Origin of the sequence: Sphingobium fuliginis, from assembly GCF_015074805.1 — a bacterium.
GTDB lineage: Bacteria > Pseudomonadota > Alphaproteobacteria > Sphingomonadales > Sphingomonadaceae > Sphingobium > Sphingobium fuliginis.
In genome coordinates this window covers 2,250,404-2,264,402 of the sequence record NZ_CP060035.1, presented here as the reverse complement: position 1 = coordinate 2,264,402, position 13,999 = coordinate 2,250,404, and the positions used below count along the sequence as shown (strand labels likewise).

Here is a 13,999-nt window from a genome sequence, read left to right as displayed (position 1 = left end):
TGCGTCATGTTCGGCGCAGCGCGTCGGTCCGGTCCGGATGGACGACCGTTGCCGACGGCGCTTCGCGGCAATCACCTGAACTGTTCGACACGACCCTGGGTTGCCGGCCCGAGCCGAGCGAGGTGGCCCGTACGCTTCGGCTGCACGTGCTTCCGCCATTGATCGTCGAGACAAAACTGTAGCTGACGGTGCCCGGAGGCAGGCTGCGCAGCGCCGTCAAGTCGATCTTCCCATCATCGGCGATCGCCGGGAGCGGCAATGCGTGGACCTGGCGCATCATCAGGTCGCTTTGCCGGTCCAAGTCGGCCGCGATCCGATCGAACAGGGCGAATGGAGCCGCCTCGAACGGATCGAACCAGGCGATCGGCGCCAGGCTGGAGGCTGGCGCGAACGTGACCTTCGGCGCCACATTACCCTGATATTCTATGCGGGCTACCGTGCCGTCCGGCAGGCCGACCTTCATCACATGACGGTCGTGGCTCGTCGCCAGCGCGGTGCCCATGACGGCGACCGCCGCCACCCCAGCCAGGACGGCTGCACGAATTTTTCGCATCAATCGTCTCCTCTGATCATGGTGAATGTGAAAATGCTATTCCGCCGCCGCCAACCGTTGTTCCCAGGCTTTGGGTGCCCTCAAGCACGGCCGCATACCGGCTGCCGCATCGCGCGTGCGGACCTGTGGGCCAGCAGCACAACTTCGGCGGGGCTTGATCGGTGAGCCGGGGCTGCATGGAACGGCCCGATCGTGCCACTCCACGAACCTCGAAGGACACGCCTTCGCGCCGACAATAGCGCACGGCCACTTCTAGGTCGGGAAAGCGGAGTTCGATCTGCGCAAGCGGATCGCCTCCTCCTGCCCATCCCATCAGCGAATCGGCGCGCGAGCTCCAGCGCTCGGCGAAGCGCAGCCGCCACATGCTCCTTGGACGCGACCGGACTGGTTGACCGCGATCGGCACCGGCTCGATGATCGCCGAGGCATCCGGCGGTAGCGCGCTTGCGCGGCTTGGGCCAGAACCATGATTGTCGTTGGCGGCACGGCTCTCCGGCTCGGGCGGAACGTCCTGCGGCTGGAGGGTCGGCCCGGGGCTAAAGCCCCGGGCCGCGCCGTCATGCGGCCCTCGCATTGATCGGAATGCGGCGGACATTCTCATTCGCCGCCTCCGACTTTGGCAGGGTGACGGTCAGCACGCCATTTTTGAAGGTCGCGCTCGCCTTTTCCTGTTCGACGCCACGCGGAAGGCCGATCCGCCGTTCGAAGCGTCCATAGCTGCGCTCGCTGTAGCCGCGGTCCTTGTCTTCGACCTCGGATTTCTTCTCGCCGCGCAGCGTCAGCACGCCTTCCTCAACGGTGATGTCGAGGTCCTTCTCATCGAGGCCGGGGAGTTCGGCCGTGACGCGGATGTCCTTTTCGGTCTCGCCGAGCTCGACATTGGGCCACGACAGGCTGCCGTCGAACCCGCCGAGTGACGGCACGCCGAAACCGCGGAAGACGTCGTCGAACAGCCGGTTCACCTCGCGGTGAAGCGACAGCAACGGGTGGTCGCTCCGGTCGCGCTCGGCGCTGACCGTGGCGGGGAGCCGGTTCTCCTGCCGGCTCCAGGGGATCAGATCACGAAAAGCCATGAGGTCATCTCCTTTTCTGGCTAGAGAGTTGAGTGAATCCCGCCGCCCGCGAGGGCGGCGGGAGGAAGTCGGGATTAGGCCGACTCGAGACTCTTCTCCTTCGTCGCCTCGATCCGAGTCTGGGTCGGCGTGTTCCCGCTGATCTCGATCTTGCGCGGCTTCATCGCTTCGGGGAGCACGCGCTGCAGGTCGATCCTCAGCATGCCATTGTCGAAGCTGGCCGAGCGAACCTCGACGAAGTCGGCCAGCTGGAACCGCCGCTCGAAGGGCTGGGCCGCGATGCCGCGATGCACATACTGCCCCTGGTCCTTGTCTTCGGCGCGCTTGCCGGTGATGGTCAGCTGGTTCTGCTGCGCCACGATCTCGATCTCGTCGGGACGGAAGCCGGGGACCGCGAGCGTGATGCGGTAACTGTCCTCGCCCTGCCGCTCGATATCGAAAGGCGGATAGCCATCGTCTTCGCGCATGCCCGATTCGAGCAGGTTGAAGAGGCGGTCAAAGCCGACCGTGGAGCGCCTGTAGGGCGCAAAGTCAAAACTGGTTCTCATTTCCAAATCCTCCTGATTGAGCAATTTGGGCATGAGACGCGCCGGAGAGAGCCGGCGCTCTCCATGTCCAACCGGACCCGGTTATCAGCGTCCGGCAAGAGAAAAGTTAGGAAGGGGGGAAAGGGTTTCAAGAGGGAATTTTCGACTGGCCCGCTCCTCTGTGCGGTCCGCCGTTCGGCAGTCCGGCGGGGGGCCTCCGGCTCTTGAAATCCTCACGACCAGAACGAGACAATCGGTGCGGACCGGGCCCCTCTGACGGTGGCTGTTCAGCCCCCGTGATGTCGGACCGCATCGATTGCGCTCGGTGCAGGATCGCAGGCTTCATGCCGAAGCCGCCGAGTGCCTCATCAATTTGGAAACAATGGAGTGAGGCATGAACAGACCATTTGACCCTATCACGTACCCGCCACCGTCATCGGAGCGTGCGGCAGGCGCAGCCGTCTACGACGAGGGCCTTCGCCGGCCCATGCCCGGCATCTATCGCAACATGGCGGGCTACGCACGCGCGCCGAAGCTGCCGTCTTACAACCTTCAAAGGGTGGTCGATGTGAAGAGTGGCCTCATCATCCATCACGACGTGTTCAACGACGCGAACGTTGGCGGCCAAAGATGTCCTGGGCGCTGACGAATTGCACGTTCTGACCGACGGCGGTTACTCCAACGCCGAGGAGGTTGCCCGCTGCGAGTCCGAGGCGATCATCGTGACCGCACCGATCAAGCGCGGCGCGATGAATACGGAGCACTTCCGGCCGACTCAATTCGTCTATGATGACGAAAGCGACACGATCAGGTGCCCAGCCGGTCAAACTTCACGCCGGTCCAGCAAGCACACTCGCAACCGCGCGATCCGATACCGGACATCAGCGTGCAAGAGCTGCGCCCTGAAGCCTCGCTGCACGCCAGGCGTCCAACGCACGGTCCATCGACTGTTCGATCAGAGCGCGTTCGATCGGATGGACGCGCGGATCTATGCCGATCCCAGCCTGATGCGGACCAGGCGATGTACGGTCGAACATCCGTTCGGAACCATCAAACGAATGTCTGGTGGGGGTAGGTTCCTCACCAGAGGATTGCGGAGAGTGAAGGCGGAAGCGGCGCTGTCGGTGCTGGCCTTCAACATGATCCGCGTAGTGAACACTGTCGGAACCGGAGCATTGGTCCGGCCGAACCGAACGGAGTCGTGCCGCTTCGAGACTGAAGGGCATGGCTCGCGGCACCGCCGGCGTGGCGAGTTTCTGCACAGCTTGGGGGGCTGAGCTCGCCCGCAGAAGGGGGCGGCCGAGACTCTGCGGCTCGGCGGCAGGGAAGGCTTTCCCCTACAGAAGCCCTTACTGCCGCTGGTGCGCGACCGCGATCGACGACAGATCGGTATCTGGGTTCACCACCAGTTTTGCAGATTTCCGCTCCGAATAGCGATCGACAAGCTGGCCAGCATGCGGTCGAAGCAGCACGGTCATCCGCACCAGTTCCTCCATCACATCGACGATGCGGTCGTAATAGCTCGACGGCTTCATCCGGCCAGCCTCATCGAACTCCTTATAGGCCATCGCGACCGACGACTGGTTGGGGATCGTGAACATCCGCATCCACCGTCCGAGAAGGCGCAGCGTGTTAACCGCGTTGAACGACTGCGAACCGCCCGACACCTGCATGACCGCCAATGTGCGCCCCTGGGTCGGCCGCATCCCCTTCATCTCGAGCGGCAGATGATCAATCTGCGCCTTCATGATGCCGCTGATCGCGCCGTGTCGCTCGGGGCTGCACCAGACCTGGCCTTCCGACCAGAGCGACAGCTCGCGCAGTTCATGGACAGCGGGATGATCGTCGCCTTTGACCTGATCGGGCAGCGGTAGATCGGATGGGTCGAATATGCGCGTCTCAGCGCCGAATAGCTGAAGCAATCTGGCAGCTTCCTCGACCGCGAAGCGCGAGAAGGATCGATCGCGTAGCGACCCTAGAGTAGCAGGATGCGGGGTGATGGCTGGTCGTCGCCAAGGCCCAGCGCCGGGCGGGAAATAACATAGGCCGGGTCAAGCGCCGGGAGGCGATCGGGATCGTAAAGCAGGCGAACGCGGGTCATGACGGTTCCTTGGTAAGTATCGTATCGAAGAAGATCCAATCTAAGCCGCCTCGCTATGCGGTTTCGCGAAGATCGTGCTGGCAACGAAGTGCGCGGCCAGCGCGCCGACAAGCTGGGCAGCGATAAAGGCGGGCACGCAGGCCGGGGCGATCCCGGCGAAGCTGTTGCTCAACGACCGGGCGATGGTGATTGCAGGATTGGCGAAGCTGGTCGACGAGGTGAACCAATAGGCTGCGGTGATGTAGAGCGCGACGCTGATGGGGATGCTCTCGGGCCGCATCTTCGCCGTTCCGAGGATGGCGAGGATCAGCCCGAATGTCGCGATGGCTTCGCTCGCGAGCTGGCCGGGACCGCTGCGGATCTTGCCCGACAATTGGAGGATCGGCAGGTCGAACATCAGATGCGCGAGCCAGACGCCAACTATGCCGCCAACGAGTTGGGCAGCGACGTAAGCGATAGCCGTATCGGTGCGGATGTGGCCGCGCAGCCGCATGACCAGCGTGACGGCCGGGTTCATATGGGAACCGGACACCGGCCCGAACATCGTGATGAGGACGAACAGGATCGCGCCGGTCGCGAGCGTATTGCCGAGAAGGGCAATGGCGAGGTTCCCGCCGGCAAGCCGTTCGGCCATGATGCCCGAGCCGATGACCGTGGCGAACAGCATGAAGCTGCCCGCCGCCTCGGCGAAGACGGCACGTCGGGTCACGCGGCCGTGATGCGGTTCCCCGCCCCATCGACGACCTGCTCGCCGTCCTCCTTTGCGAAGGCTCCGCGCTGCGCATCCGGCAGGATGTCGAGCACTGCCTCGGACGGCCGGCAGAGCTTCACGCCGAGCGGCGTCACCACCAGCGGACGATTGATGAGAATGGGGTGCGCCATCATCGCATCGATCAAGGTTTCATCGGATAATGTATCGTCACCCAGGCCGAGGTCGGCATAAGGCGTGCCTTTCTCGCGCAGGAGTGCGCGCGGCGTCATGCCGGCCCGCTCGATCATTTCGATGAGCAGTGCGCGCGACGGCGGTGCCCTCAGATATTCGACGACATGCGGCTCGACCCCCGAATTGCGGATCAGCGCCAGCGTGTTCCGCGAAGTTCCGCAGCCGGGATTGTGATAGATGACGATGGTGGTCACGGGCGCCCGGTCCTTCGGCAACAAGTGAGGTCGGCGAGCAGCGGCTCGCAGAGTTCAGCGCGGCCCTGACAGCAATCCTTGGCGAGAAAGATCATGAGGCCGCGAAGCGTGTCGATATTGGCGCGCTGAATCTGATGCCGGCCGCGCTTGTCGGCGCTGACGAGGCCAGCCTTCGCCAGAACAGCGAGATGGGTGGAAAGGGTGCTTTGGCTCAGCCCGCTGGCTTCGACGAGTGCCCCCGTGGACAGACCGTCGGGCTCATGCCGGACGAGCAGGCGAAAGGCATCGAGCCGCGTGGGGTGTGCGAGCGCCGCAAGAGCTTTGAGAGCGAGGTTCGGATCCATGCATCGGATTTATCCGATGGGTTTTCATCTGACAATATGCATCGACATTTCCCGATAGATTAGAGTGATCACCATCGTCTTTCCGTCTATGGAAGATTTGGCGGCCCTTCCCATTGCATCGATGCGGATTTCTTGAGCCGTTGCCGCAACCAGGTGAGGCCGGGTGCCTGATGGTGTTGCATCATCTCCCGCATGTTCGGCAATGGGATAGGGGGGCTCGAAGATGTCGAGAGGCAGCGCCCCAGCCATGACGCACGCCAGTCTTTCGTGCGGTCGAGCAGACCAAGCCGGCCTGTTCATGAATCACAATACTATCTAATTTGGCGTCGAATCGCTTGCCCCACGCTGCGCTGAGGGAGGGGCAGCCTTGCACCATGGCGGAATGAATATGCGAATGAAATTTGGCGCCCCGGTCGATTTGTGCGCCATCGTCCCTGCGCCGGATATAAGCACATGAGCGACCCGGACATCTCGCGCCTCACTGACAAGCAGAAAGAATGCCTTCGCTTGGTCGCCCAGAATCTCAACACCAAGCAGATCGCCAGGCAGATCGGCAAATCAGATCATGCAGTGAACCAGCGGGTGCGCCAGGCATTGCGCGCGCTGGGGGTTGCCGATCGTTTCGAAGCCGCCCGCATTCTCTCTGAAGTGGAGGGACGGCAGACATATCAGCCATTGATATATCAACCGGAAGAGGTTGCCATCGCCCCGCAAATGTCGATTGTTGGGGGGCAGGAGATGCCGGTCGAACATCAAGCACTGCGCATCCCTCCGCTGGGAGGCCGAGACAATGATCTAGGCTCAGGACTCGTTGATCACAGCCAGAAGAGCACGGTAGCTGCGAGAGCGATGGCGGAGAAGAAGACGGTTGGGCAGCGGTCGTAGCGGGTTGCCACACGGCGCCAGTCTTTCAGGCGGCCGAACATGATCTCGATGCGGCTGCGGCGTTTGTATCGGCGCTTGTCGTATTTCACTGGAAAGGAACGGGATTTCCGGCCCGGGATGCAGGGCGTGATGCCCTTTTGCTCGAGCGCGTCCCTGAACCATTCGGCGTCATAGCCCCGGTCAGCCAGCATCCACTGCGCCTTGGGCAGATCATCGAGCAGGGCTGCCGCGCCGGTGTAATCGCTGATCTGGCCGGCCGTGATGAAGAAGCTCAAGGGGCGGCCGTTGGCATCGGTGACGGCGTGAAGCTTGGTGTTCATGCCGCCCTTGGTCCGTCCGATCAGGCGGCCGAGATCCCCTTTTTTACCCCAAGGCTGGAAGCCGTGCGGTGGGCCTTGAGATAGGTCGCATCGATCATGAGGGTCTGCGGTTCGGCTTTCTGGGCGGACAGACCCTCCATCATCCGGCCAAACACGCCCATCTCGCCCCACCGTTTCCATCGGTTGTAGAGCGTCTTGTGCGGACCGTATTCCCTGGGCGCGTCTCGCCAGCGCAGCCCGTTGCGATTGACGAAGATGATCCCGCTCAGCACCCGCCGGTCATCAACCCGAGGCTTGCCGTGACTCTTGGGAAAATACGGCGACAAACGCGCCATCTGCTCGTCCGTCAGCCAATACAGGTCGCTCATGCTCAGTCTCCTCGCGGAGCCTGAATCACATCGCTCTCAGCCAATCAATGGGTCCTGAGCCTAGATGCGTTGCAACGCATGAAGTGGATCCTGAGCCTGGCGCTCATGATCGGCGGAACGGTTGCCGCGCTTGTCGCGGCCGGCCTGTGGATCATGTCTTTCTTTTCATAGCGGTCGCGCGTTCAGACAATCCGACTTTCAAGACGACGCTCGTCGTCCAAGGAGATCCCATGTCCAAAGCTGACAGCCCCATGCCGCTTAGCAAAAATGCCGCCCAGACGGTGGTCACCGACCTGAACATGGCTTACGCCAAGCTCGACGATTTACTTGCCCACACGCTTCGGGCCAGCGCGAACATGATCGAGGTGGGCCGGTCCATGGGACTTGATCCTCTAAGCGGGCAGAAGATTTTTTCCGACCTTACGCGCTGCACAAACGCCATATTGCAAAGCCGCCAGAGCCTAGTCGAGGCGCATAGCAAGGCGCACCGCATCCGCAAGCGGTCCGAGGTCGCCGACGAGAATCTTTTTGGCTGCCCCCGGGAGAAAATGCAGAGCGGCAAGGCGGGCGTGCCGTCGCTGTTCGGCGATATACCCGGCAGTGCCGCCGCCTGAGAGACCGCCTATCTCGGGGAAGTCGAATGGATCTGTCCGCCGCCTTCAATGCAGCTCTGATCTGCATAGCGCTTTATGTCTGGCTCCAAGGTGGCTGGGCAGGAAAAGCAGGTGCCTTGCTCGTCATGCTGGCGAGCCTGCTCACCTACATCGGAATGGGTGGCCATCATCCATTCGGCAAGCCCAACCCTCTGGTGTTCAGCGGCGACCTGCTGCTGCTGATCGGGTTCATCTATCTCGCGCTGACCTCGTCACGATGGTGGCCGATCTGGGCAGCGGCCTTCCAGTTCAATGGCGTCTGTTCGCACCTGGTTGCCTGGGCAGCGCCCAAGCTGGTTTCCAAGGTCTATTACAGCATGACCACCGCCTGGGGCATTCCCATCCTGATCGTCATGGCCGTCGGCGTGCTGATGGATCAACGTGCCTCGAGAAGGCTCGAAAATGGGGGGATTCAAAGATGACCGCCATGTTCGGCCAACGCGCAGCACTGCTCCGCCCCACAGATCTTAAGGCGATCGAAAACGATCTTGCCCGCCTCAGCGAAACCATTCGATCGCTGACGGGACCTTCCGAAATCCTTGTCGATCCCGGGGGGCAGGAAACCCCTTCTTCGATGGGTGACGTGGCGGAGAAGCGTCTTGGCTCTCTGGCGCGGCGCTTGTTGCGAGAAAGCGATGCTCGGCAGGCGGTGTTACCGTTCGGCATCACTATCGATCCGGCGTGGCATATGCTGCTGGACCTTTTCGCTGCCGAAACAGAGGGAAAGGCCATTTCAGTGAGCAGCGCCTGCATCGCTTCGGGAGCGCCGCATACGACGGCGCTGCGCTATCTCAACCAGCTGTGCGAGAAGGGGGCCGTGATCCGGGCGCCGGATACCGTGGATGGCCGCCGGATGCATATTCATCTGGCGGAGGAGTTCCGCTCTCGGATACGCGACTATCTTGTTCTGGTGGCCGAGGGGCGGGAGGAGCATCAAACCCCGTAATAGCTGCCAGTTTGAGTGACCAATATGAACCCATCTCTCAGCAAGTCTTTGATTCCTGATGAGACATGGCCAAGGATAAGCGCTATCCTTCATTTATCCCGAGCCAAGAAGCCACAGGGTCGCGTTCCCGCCTCTTCGTGCCTCCCTCCACGAAGAGGCGGGACAATTTTCATCAGGGCCACCCGATTTGCATTTTGGCGGGCAATCCATCTGCCATGCCGCCACTGGCATGACTTTGTTCATGAAGGTCGTTCCGGATAGATATTACGGCACTCGCGCGATAAGGAGCCATTTCGTCGCTGGCATGCGTATATGCTGGCGAGGTAAGGGCCAGGGTGGCAATTTAGGATTATGTCGGTGGATGCATAGCGCCGCATCCAAAGCCGTTCCATCTGCGCGATGGACGACTCGGTCAGAAAGGCGCAATATCATTGCTCTTCTCCCCCTTTGGAAGAAGTCTTGGCCCCGCCTCTGTCCCCCTACTGAGGCGGGGCCATTTTCAGTGGCCGTCAGTTGCGTCGGCGGCGGCCGCAAAGTCGCTCATCCGTGGGCGACACCATCGCCAGCCCCGCCTCGAAAGTGCTCACAGCGGGCATCTTTTTTCGAACCGTCGCTGCTTGGTCTAAAATGGACGGTCTGCTCGCCCTCCAACCCTTACTAGCCGGTGCGGCATGCCAGGCAGAGCGTTTCCGATCAATCAAGCGGCCAAATCCCGAAAATCTTCCGAAATCCAGCGTGATTTCGGTGCATTCTATCAAGTGCAAGATGCAATGAAGAATGATGGAACCCCGCTTCCACCTCTTTGCATCGAGGTCCGTTGAAACATGTCACCCCAGGTCGAGCGCATTCATAGTGACGAGCGTCTTCCGTCTGAGGCTGACGTCGTCATCGTTGGCGGCGGCATCCTCGGCTCTACAGCGGCCTATTATCTAGCGAAGCGCGGCCTCTCTGTGGCGCTCCTCGAGAAGGGCCACGTCGCTTGCGAACAGTCGAGCCGAAATTGGGGTTGGTGCCGCCAGCAGAACCGCGACCGGCGCGAACTGCCGCTCTCCGTGCTCTCCATGCGACTGTGGGACGAACTCACGCGCGAAATTAATCGAGACCTAGGCTTCCGACGGTGCGGCCTTGTCTATGCGACTAATGACGAGGCCGTGCTCGCCGGTTGGGAAAAGTGGCGCGAGATCGCCCGGGAATACGACGTCGATACCCAGGTGCTGAGCCGGGCGGAAGTGGCCGAGCGCGTCCCCGAAGCGCGCGGCAAGTGGGTCGGCGGGACCTATTCGGAACAAGACGGCAAGGCCGAGCCTGCCCTTGCCGCGCCGGCTATTGCCGAGGGGGCCAGGGCTTTGGGCGCGACGATCCACCAGGAATGCGCGGCGCGGGCAATCGAGCTTGCCAACGGAAAGATTGCGGGCGTGCACACGGAGAAAGGCTACATCAAGGCCAGCGCCGTGCTGTGTGCCGCTGGCGCCTGGTCCTCTCGATTCCTTAGGCCGCTCGGGATCAGCTTCCCTCAGGCGAGCATCCGACAGACCGCGCTACGTTCCACCCCGACGATCAACATAGGCGAGGCGGTCTCCACACCCTACTGCACGATCACGCGCCGACTGGACGGCAGCTATACGCTTGCGATCAGTGGCAAGGCGAACCTCGAAATCACGCCGCAGGCTATCCGTTACAGCCGTGAATTCATGCCGCAATTCTTCCGTCGCCTGAAGAATGTCAGGCTTGGCATCGGCCGATCGTTCGTTTCGGGGCCGGATTCAATGCAAGCCCTGCTGACAGGCGACGATCGGATTTTCGAACAGAATCGCGTGCTGGATCCTCCGCCTTTGAAATGGCTGGTGAGCCAGGTGGTGGAGAGTGTACGGAAGACCTTCCCCCAACTCGGCCAAATCGAGATTGATAGCGCCTGGGGTGGCTTCGTCGATTGCACGCCGGACGCAGTGCCTGTCGTATCGAAGGTGGACGGGGTGGATGGCCTTGTCCTCGCGGCGGGCTGCTCCGGGCATGGATTTGGATTGGGTCCGGGTCTTGGCTATCTGGCTGCAGAGCTTGTCGCGAACGACACGCCTAGCGTGGATCCCGTACCGTTCCGGCTGTCCCGACTGGTCGATGGATCGAAGCTGAATATCGCGGCGATCTGACTGCCGGGTCTGAAGTCAGGCCCGGCGCCCACAGGCAAACTCAGTAGACAGGCAGAGAGGCGAGAGGGCCGGCCCCGTGCCCGCTCCGTCAAGTCTGTCGCTTATTGGTAGCGGGCGCCCCGTCTATGACAGGATTCAGCGGTGGCCCCACCACCTTGGATCAATAGCCGCGGGATCGGTCTATCACGCCGATGAGCGGTTCGTTGCGTTGATCTCGACGAATGTTGTCGAGCAGGATCGGTGCGGCCGTCTCCGGTTGGGTCATGCTCGCCACATGCGGTGTTACAAACACCCGCGGGTGCGCCCACAGCGGATGTTCGGGCGGGAGCGGCTCGGTTTCAGTGACATCAAGGATGGCCCTGCTCAAATGTCCGCTGTCCAAGGCAGCCAGAAGGTCGGCTTCGACCAGATGAGGCCCTCGTCCGACGTTAATGATAGACGCACCATGAGGCAGGGCAGAGAATGTCTTGCTGTTCAATATACCCACGGTGCTTGGCGTGAGTGGCAGCAGGCACACAAGAACGTCGCATCTACTCAGGAACTCGTTGAATTGTTCGGCCCCCGCATAGCTATCAACACCGATAATCGCGCGCGGGGACCGGTTCCAGCCCCGGAGGCGAAAACCATAGCTGCGCAGCCTTTCGAGTACCGCGCGGCCCAGAACCCCCATTCCCATCACCCCAATTGTACGGGAAGAAGCCGGTGGAACCTCGAGCGGGTTCCATTCTCGCGATGTTTGGGCCTCGACATAGTCGAAGAAATCACGGTGAACCGCGAGAACCGCGAGACTCACATATTCGACCATGCCGTCGATGATGCCCGGTTCGACCATGCGGACGAGGGGGACGTGATCAGGCACTGCGGAAAGATCGACATGATCGACGCCGGCGCCCGACGAGAACAAGACCTTCAGCCGCGGCAAGGATGTCAGGAACTCACGCGGCGCCTGCCAGGCAATCAGATACTCGATCTCATCGAGGTTTCCAGCATCCGGCCAGACGCGAAAGTCGAGGTCGGGAGCATGCTTGGCGAAAAACTGGGACCAAGCTGCGGCGCGAGGCGCGTCGGAGCGATAGAGGATCGCCATTTACCATCCCCCCACCCAGCCGTCGAACAGCCCGTCGGGGAGTGAATCCTTTTCGGCACCGCGCAGGAAGTCGAAGTCGCAGCCACGATGGGCTTGCTCGATGTGGCGACTATATAGCGAGCGATAGCCGCGGTTATGGCGAGGCTGTGGTGCCTGCCATTGGGCACGTCGACGCTCGAGCTCGTCGCTGTCCACCAGCAGATCGAGCCTCCGTTCTGCAAGATTGAATTCGATCATGTCCCCGTCGCGAACCAGCGCCAGCGGCCCACCGACTGCCGCTTCGGGAGAGACGTGCAATATGGCGGCCCCATAAGCCGTGCCGCTCATCCGAGCATCGGATATGCGCAACATGTCCCGTACGCCTTGCGCCAGGAGATGGCGGGGCAGCGGCAGCATGCCCCATTCCGGCATGGCCGCACCCACGGGGCCGGCGTTACGCAGGATCAGTATGCTGTTCTCGTCAATGCCGAGCGCGGGATCGTCGATCCGATCGGCGATCGTCTGAACGTCTTCGAAAACGACGGCCCGGCCACGGTGATTGAGCAGCCGGGCTTCCGCGGCGCAGACCTTCATAACGGCGCCATCGGGAGCAAGATTGCCCCGCACAACCGCTAGAGTTTCTCCGATCCGAACGGGCTTGTCGAGTGGACGGATAACGTCTTCGTCGAGTATTTCGGCCGCCGAAACGACATCGCCGATCGTTTGACCGCTAACGCTGCGGGCGTCCAAATGGAGCAGGGGAGCGAGCCTCTTAAGTAATGCCGGCACCCCGCCCGCAGCCATCAATCGCTCGGTCAGATGCTCGCCGGCCGGCTGAACATTGGCAATCAGCGGCACCCGGCGGCCAATCTCATCGAAACGTTCGAGCGAGAGGTCCACACCGGCGCGCCCGGCAAGCGCCAGAAGGTGGATGATCGCGTTCGTCGATCCGCCCACGGCGCAGAGCAATGTGATCGCATTGTCGAATGCGCGCCCGTCAAGTAGTGTGAGCCCGGCTTCGGCAGCATTTGCGAGGATTACGCTGCGGCGCCCCACCTCCCGCGCAAATTGGTTGCGGCGCCGATCGACTGCAGGCACAAGACTGCTGCCCGGCAGGGAGATTCCCAGTGCCTCGGAAATGACCGCCATCGACGATGCAGTGCCCATTTCGGCACAATGTCCGACCGTTCCCATGACATTGCGCTCAAAATCGGCGAACTCCCCTTCCGCAAACTCCCCAGCGCGCAACTTGTCGACCATTCGCCAAACGCCGGTGGCATTGGCGAGATTCCCGCCGGTCGCCGAGCGCGGCGTCGCGGGGCCACTCGCGAGAAAGATAAACGGCACGCCTGCACTTACCGCTCCCATGATGAGCGCCGGCTGTGTCTTATCGCATCCGCCCAGCAGGACTACCGCATCAAAGGGATAGGCGCGAACGCACTCTTCCACTTCCATGGCCAGAAGGTTGCGAAACGGAAACGAGGTGGGCTTGATGATGTTTTCGCTGAGCGACATCAGCGGCGTCTCGAATGGGATTCCGCCTGCCTCTATGATCCCGGTCCGCACATCTTCTGCAAGGACGCGGAGGTTCATGTTGCATGGATTGATGTCGGACCAGGTATTGAGGATCCCGACGACCGGACGCTCCATCAGGTCCTGACGGCTCCAGCCGGCAGCCGCAAGCGTGGAGCGGTGAATGAAGCCCGGCAAATCATCCTTGCGGAACCAGCGTGCGCTGCGCAGCGCCTTTTTGTCATTCGACTTTCTGGCATCTTTGTCATCGTCAAGCATCCGCGCCTCGTCTCAAAACTCCCTGACATGATCTTACTATGCTACAGGCACGTTTATTGCCTATTTCGTGGTTAAAAACGGCTACAAGT

General features: G+C 61.7%; 18 protein-coding genes and 1 pseudogene. 7 read left to right on the top strand and 12 right to left on the bottom strand.

Annotated features, from left to right (window positions below):
- Positions 1–4: 4 nt before the first annotated feature.
- From H5V43_RS10915 to H5V43_RS10900, 4 genes are all read right to left on the bottom strand, one after another.
- Positions 5–553, bottom strand: a complete 549-nt coding sequence (locus H5V43_RS10915; RefSeq protein WP_128830710.1) for a hypothetical protein — start codon at positions 551–553, stop codon at positions 5–7.
- A gap of 16 nt (positions 554–569) precedes the next feature.
- A complete protein-coding gene (locus tag H5V43_RS23905) occupies positions 570–917 on the bottom strand; it encodes an NADH dehydrogenase ubiquinone Fe-S protein 4 (RefSeq protein ID WP_128830709.1) in 348 nt (115 codons plus the stop codon).
- 192 nt (positions 918–1,109) lie between these two features.
- Positions 1,110–1,625 (bottom strand): Hsp20/alpha crystallin family protein, encoded by a 516-nt coding sequence (locus tag H5V43_RS10905; protein ID WP_025548303.1) that lies wholly within the window; start codon positions 1,623–1,625, stop codon positions 1,110–1,112.
- Positions 1,626–1,699: 74 nt separating this feature from the next.
- On the bottom strand, positions 1,700–2,173 hold the full coding sequence (locus H5V43_RS10900) for an Hsp20 family protein (RefSeq protein WP_025548302.1): 474 nt from the start codon (positions 2,171–2,173) through the stop codon (positions 1,700–1,702).
- A 373-nt stretch (positions 2,174–2,546) separates the two neighbouring features.
- On the opposite strand from H5V43_RS10900, the gene H5V43_RS23480 reads away from it, so the two are divergent.
- Both H5V43_RS23480 and H5V43_RS10895 read left to right on the top strand, forming a co-directional pair.
- Entirely contained in the window at positions 2,547–2,798 is a 252-nt protein-coding gene (locus H5V43_RS23480) for a hypothetical protein (protein WP_200887614.1), read from the top strand.
- Complete coding sequence (locus H5V43_RS10895) at positions 2,770–3,429, top strand: transposase (RefSeq protein ID WP_200887613.1); 660 nt, start codon at positions 2,770–2,772, stop codon at positions 3,427–3,429. The genes H5V43_RS23480 and H5V43_RS10895 overlap by 29 nt, the downstream gene beginning before the upstream one ends.
- Positions 3,430–3,501: 72 nt before the next feature.
- Here H5V43_RS10895 and arsH read toward each other — a convergent pair.
- The 5 genes and pseudogenes from arsH to H5V43_RS10870 all read right to left on the bottom strand — a co-directional run bounded on the left by arsH (position 3,502) and on the right by H5V43_RS10870 (position 5,983).
- Positions 3,502–4,253, bottom strand: a pseudogene (arsH, locus tag H5V43_RS10890) (arsenical resistance protein ArsH).
- Between the two features lie 40 nt (positions 4,254–4,293).
- Positions 4,294–4,962 carry an aquaporin gene (locus tag H5V43_RS10885; protein ID WP_025548300.1) on the bottom strand — a complete coding sequence of 223 codons (669 nt, stop codon included), beginning with the start codon at positions 4,960–4,962 and terminating at the stop codon, positions 4,294–4,296.
- Complete coding sequence (arsC, locus tag H5V43_RS10880) at positions 4,959–5,390, bottom strand: arsenate reductase (glutaredoxin) (RefSeq protein ID WP_025548298.1); 432 nt, start codon at positions 5,388–5,390, stop codon at positions 4,959–4,961. Before arsC ends, H5V43_RS10885 begins: the two co-directional genes overlap by 4 nt.
- Positions 5,387–5,734 (bottom strand): ArsR/SmtB family transcription factor, encoded by a 348-nt coding sequence (locus H5V43_RS10875; RefSeq protein WP_193666651.1) that lies wholly within the window; start codon positions 5,732–5,734, stop codon positions 5,387–5,389. Before H5V43_RS10875 ends, arsC begins: the two co-directional genes overlap by 4 nt.
- A 24-nt stretch (positions 5,735–5,758) precedes the next feature.
- Positions 5,759–5,983 (bottom strand): hypothetical protein, encoded by a 225-nt coding sequence (locus H5V43_RS10870; RefSeq protein WP_128830708.1) that lies wholly within the window; start codon positions 5,981–5,983, stop codon positions 5,759–5,761.
- Positions 5,984–6,187: 204 nt separating this feature from the next.
- Between H5V43_RS10870 and H5V43_RS10865 the strand changes: the two genes are divergently transcribed.
- On the top strand, positions 6,188–6,619 hold the full coding sequence (locus H5V43_RS10865; protein ID WP_193666650.1) for a helix-turn-helix domain-containing protein: 432 nt from the start codon (positions 6,188–6,190) through the stop codon (positions 6,617–6,619).
- Here the strand turns inward: H5V43_RS10865 and H5V43_RS10860 are convergent.
- A protein-coding gene (locus H5V43_RS10860; protein ID WP_128830903.1) for an IS5 family transposase occupies positions 6,550–7,307 on the bottom strand; the annotation gives its coding sequence in 2 pieces (ribosomal slippage) (positions 6,550–6,974 and positions 6,974–7,307; 759 coding nt in all). The genes H5V43_RS10865 and H5V43_RS10860 overlap by 70 nt on opposite strands.
- 230 nt (positions 7,308–7,537) lie before the next feature.
- Here H5V43_RS10860 and H5V43_RS10855 point away from each other — a divergent pair.
- The 4 genes from H5V43_RS10855 (at position 7,538) to H5V43_RS10840 (ending at position 11,053) form a co-directional block, all read left to right on the top strand.
- Positions 7,538–7,921, top strand: a complete 384-nt coding sequence (locus tag H5V43_RS10855) for a hypothetical protein (protein WP_025551794.1) — start codon at positions 7,538–7,540, stop codon at positions 7,919–7,921.
- A gap of 26 nt (positions 7,922–7,947) precedes the next feature.
- Positions 7,948–8,382, top strand: coding sequence for a hypothetical protein (locus H5V43_RS10850; RefSeq protein WP_025551792.1), 435 nt, complete (start codon positions 7,948–7,950; stop codon positions 8,380–8,382).
- On the top strand, positions 8,379–8,906 hold the full coding sequence (locus H5V43_RS10845) for a helix-turn-helix domain-containing protein (protein WP_025551790.1): 528 nt from the start codon (positions 8,379–8,381) through the stop codon (positions 8,904–8,906). Before H5V43_RS10850 ends, H5V43_RS10845 begins: the two co-directional genes overlap by 4 nt.
- A gap of 824 nt (positions 8,907–9,730) precedes the next feature.
- On the top strand, positions 9,731–11,053 hold the full coding sequence (locus H5V43_RS10840) for an NAD(P)/FAD-dependent oxidoreductase (protein WP_025551788.1): 1,323 nt from the start codon (positions 9,731–9,733) through the stop codon (positions 11,051–11,053).
- Between the two features lie 160 nt (positions 11,054–11,213).
- On the opposite strand, the gene H5V43_RS10835 is transcribed toward H5V43_RS10840, so the two are convergent.
- Positions 11,214–12,140, bottom strand: coding sequence for a 2-hydroxyacid dehydrogenase (locus tag H5V43_RS10835; RefSeq protein ID WP_025551786.1), 927 nt, complete (start codon positions 12,138–12,140; stop codon positions 11,214–11,216).
- Positions 12,141–13,910 carry a dihydroxy-acid dehydratase gene (locus tag H5V43_RS10830; RefSeq protein ID WP_025551784.1) on the bottom strand — a complete coding sequence of 590 codons (1,770 nt, stop codon included), beginning with the start codon at positions 13,908–13,910 and terminating at the stop codon, positions 12,141–12,143. It abuts the gene before it with no gap.
- Between the last annotated feature and the right edge of the window lie 89 nt (positions 13,911–13,999).

Coding starts and splice junctions, on each gene's coding strand:
- H5V43_RS10915 (WP_128830710.1), bottom strand. CDS start 553: ATGCGAAAAATTCGTGCAGCCGTCCTGGCTGGGGTGGCGGCGGTCGCC.
- H5V43_RS23905 (WP_128830709.1), bottom strand. CDS start 917: ATGTGGCGGCTGCGCTTCGCCGAGCGCTGGAGCTCGCGCGCCGATTCG.
- H5V43_RS10905 (WP_025548303.1), bottom strand. CDS start 1,625: ATGGCTTTTCGTGATCTGATCCCCTGGAGCCGGCAGGAGAACCGGCTC.
- H5V43_RS10900 (WP_025548302.1), bottom strand. CDS start 2,173: ATGAGAACCAGTTTTGACTTTGCGCCCTACAGGCGCTCCACGGTCGGC.
- H5V43_RS23480 (WP_200887614.1), top strand. CDS start 2,547: ATGAACAGACCATTTGACCCTATCACGTACCCGCCACCGTCATCGGAG.
- H5V43_RS10875 (WP_193666651.1), bottom strand. CDS start 5,734: ATGGATCCGAACCTCGCTCTCAAAGCTCTTGCGGCGCTCGCACACCCC.
- H5V43_RS10870 (WP_128830708.1), bottom strand. CDS start 5,983: ATGGCTGGGGCGCTGCCTCTCGACATCTTCGAGCCCCCCTATCCCATT.
- H5V43_RS10865 (WP_193666650.1), top strand. CDS start 6,188: ATGAGCGACCCGGACATCTCGCGCCTCACTGACAAGCAGAAAGAATGC.
- H5V43_RS10855 (WP_025551794.1), top strand. CDS start 7,538: ATGTCCAAAGCTGACAGCCCCATGCCGCTTAGCAAAAATGCCGCCCAG.
- H5V43_RS10850 (WP_025551792.1), top strand. CDS start 7,948: ATGGATCTGTCCGCCGCCTTCAATGCAGCTCTGATCTGCATAGCGCTT.
- H5V43_RS10845 (WP_025551790.1), top strand. CDS start 8,379: ATGACCGCCATGTTCGGCCAACGCGCAGCACTGCTCCGCCCCACAGAT.
- H5V43_RS10840 (WP_025551788.1), top strand. CDS start 9,731: ATGTCACCCCAGGTCGAGCGCATTCATAGTGACGAGCGTCTTCCGTCT.
- H5V43_RS10835 (WP_025551786.1), bottom strand. CDS start 12,140: ATGGCGATCCTCTATCGCTCCGACGCGCCTCGCGCCGCAGCTTGGTCC.
- H5V43_RS10830 (WP_025551784.1), bottom strand. CDS start 13,910: ATGCTTGACGATGACAAAGATGCCAGAAAGTCGAATGACAAAAAGGCG.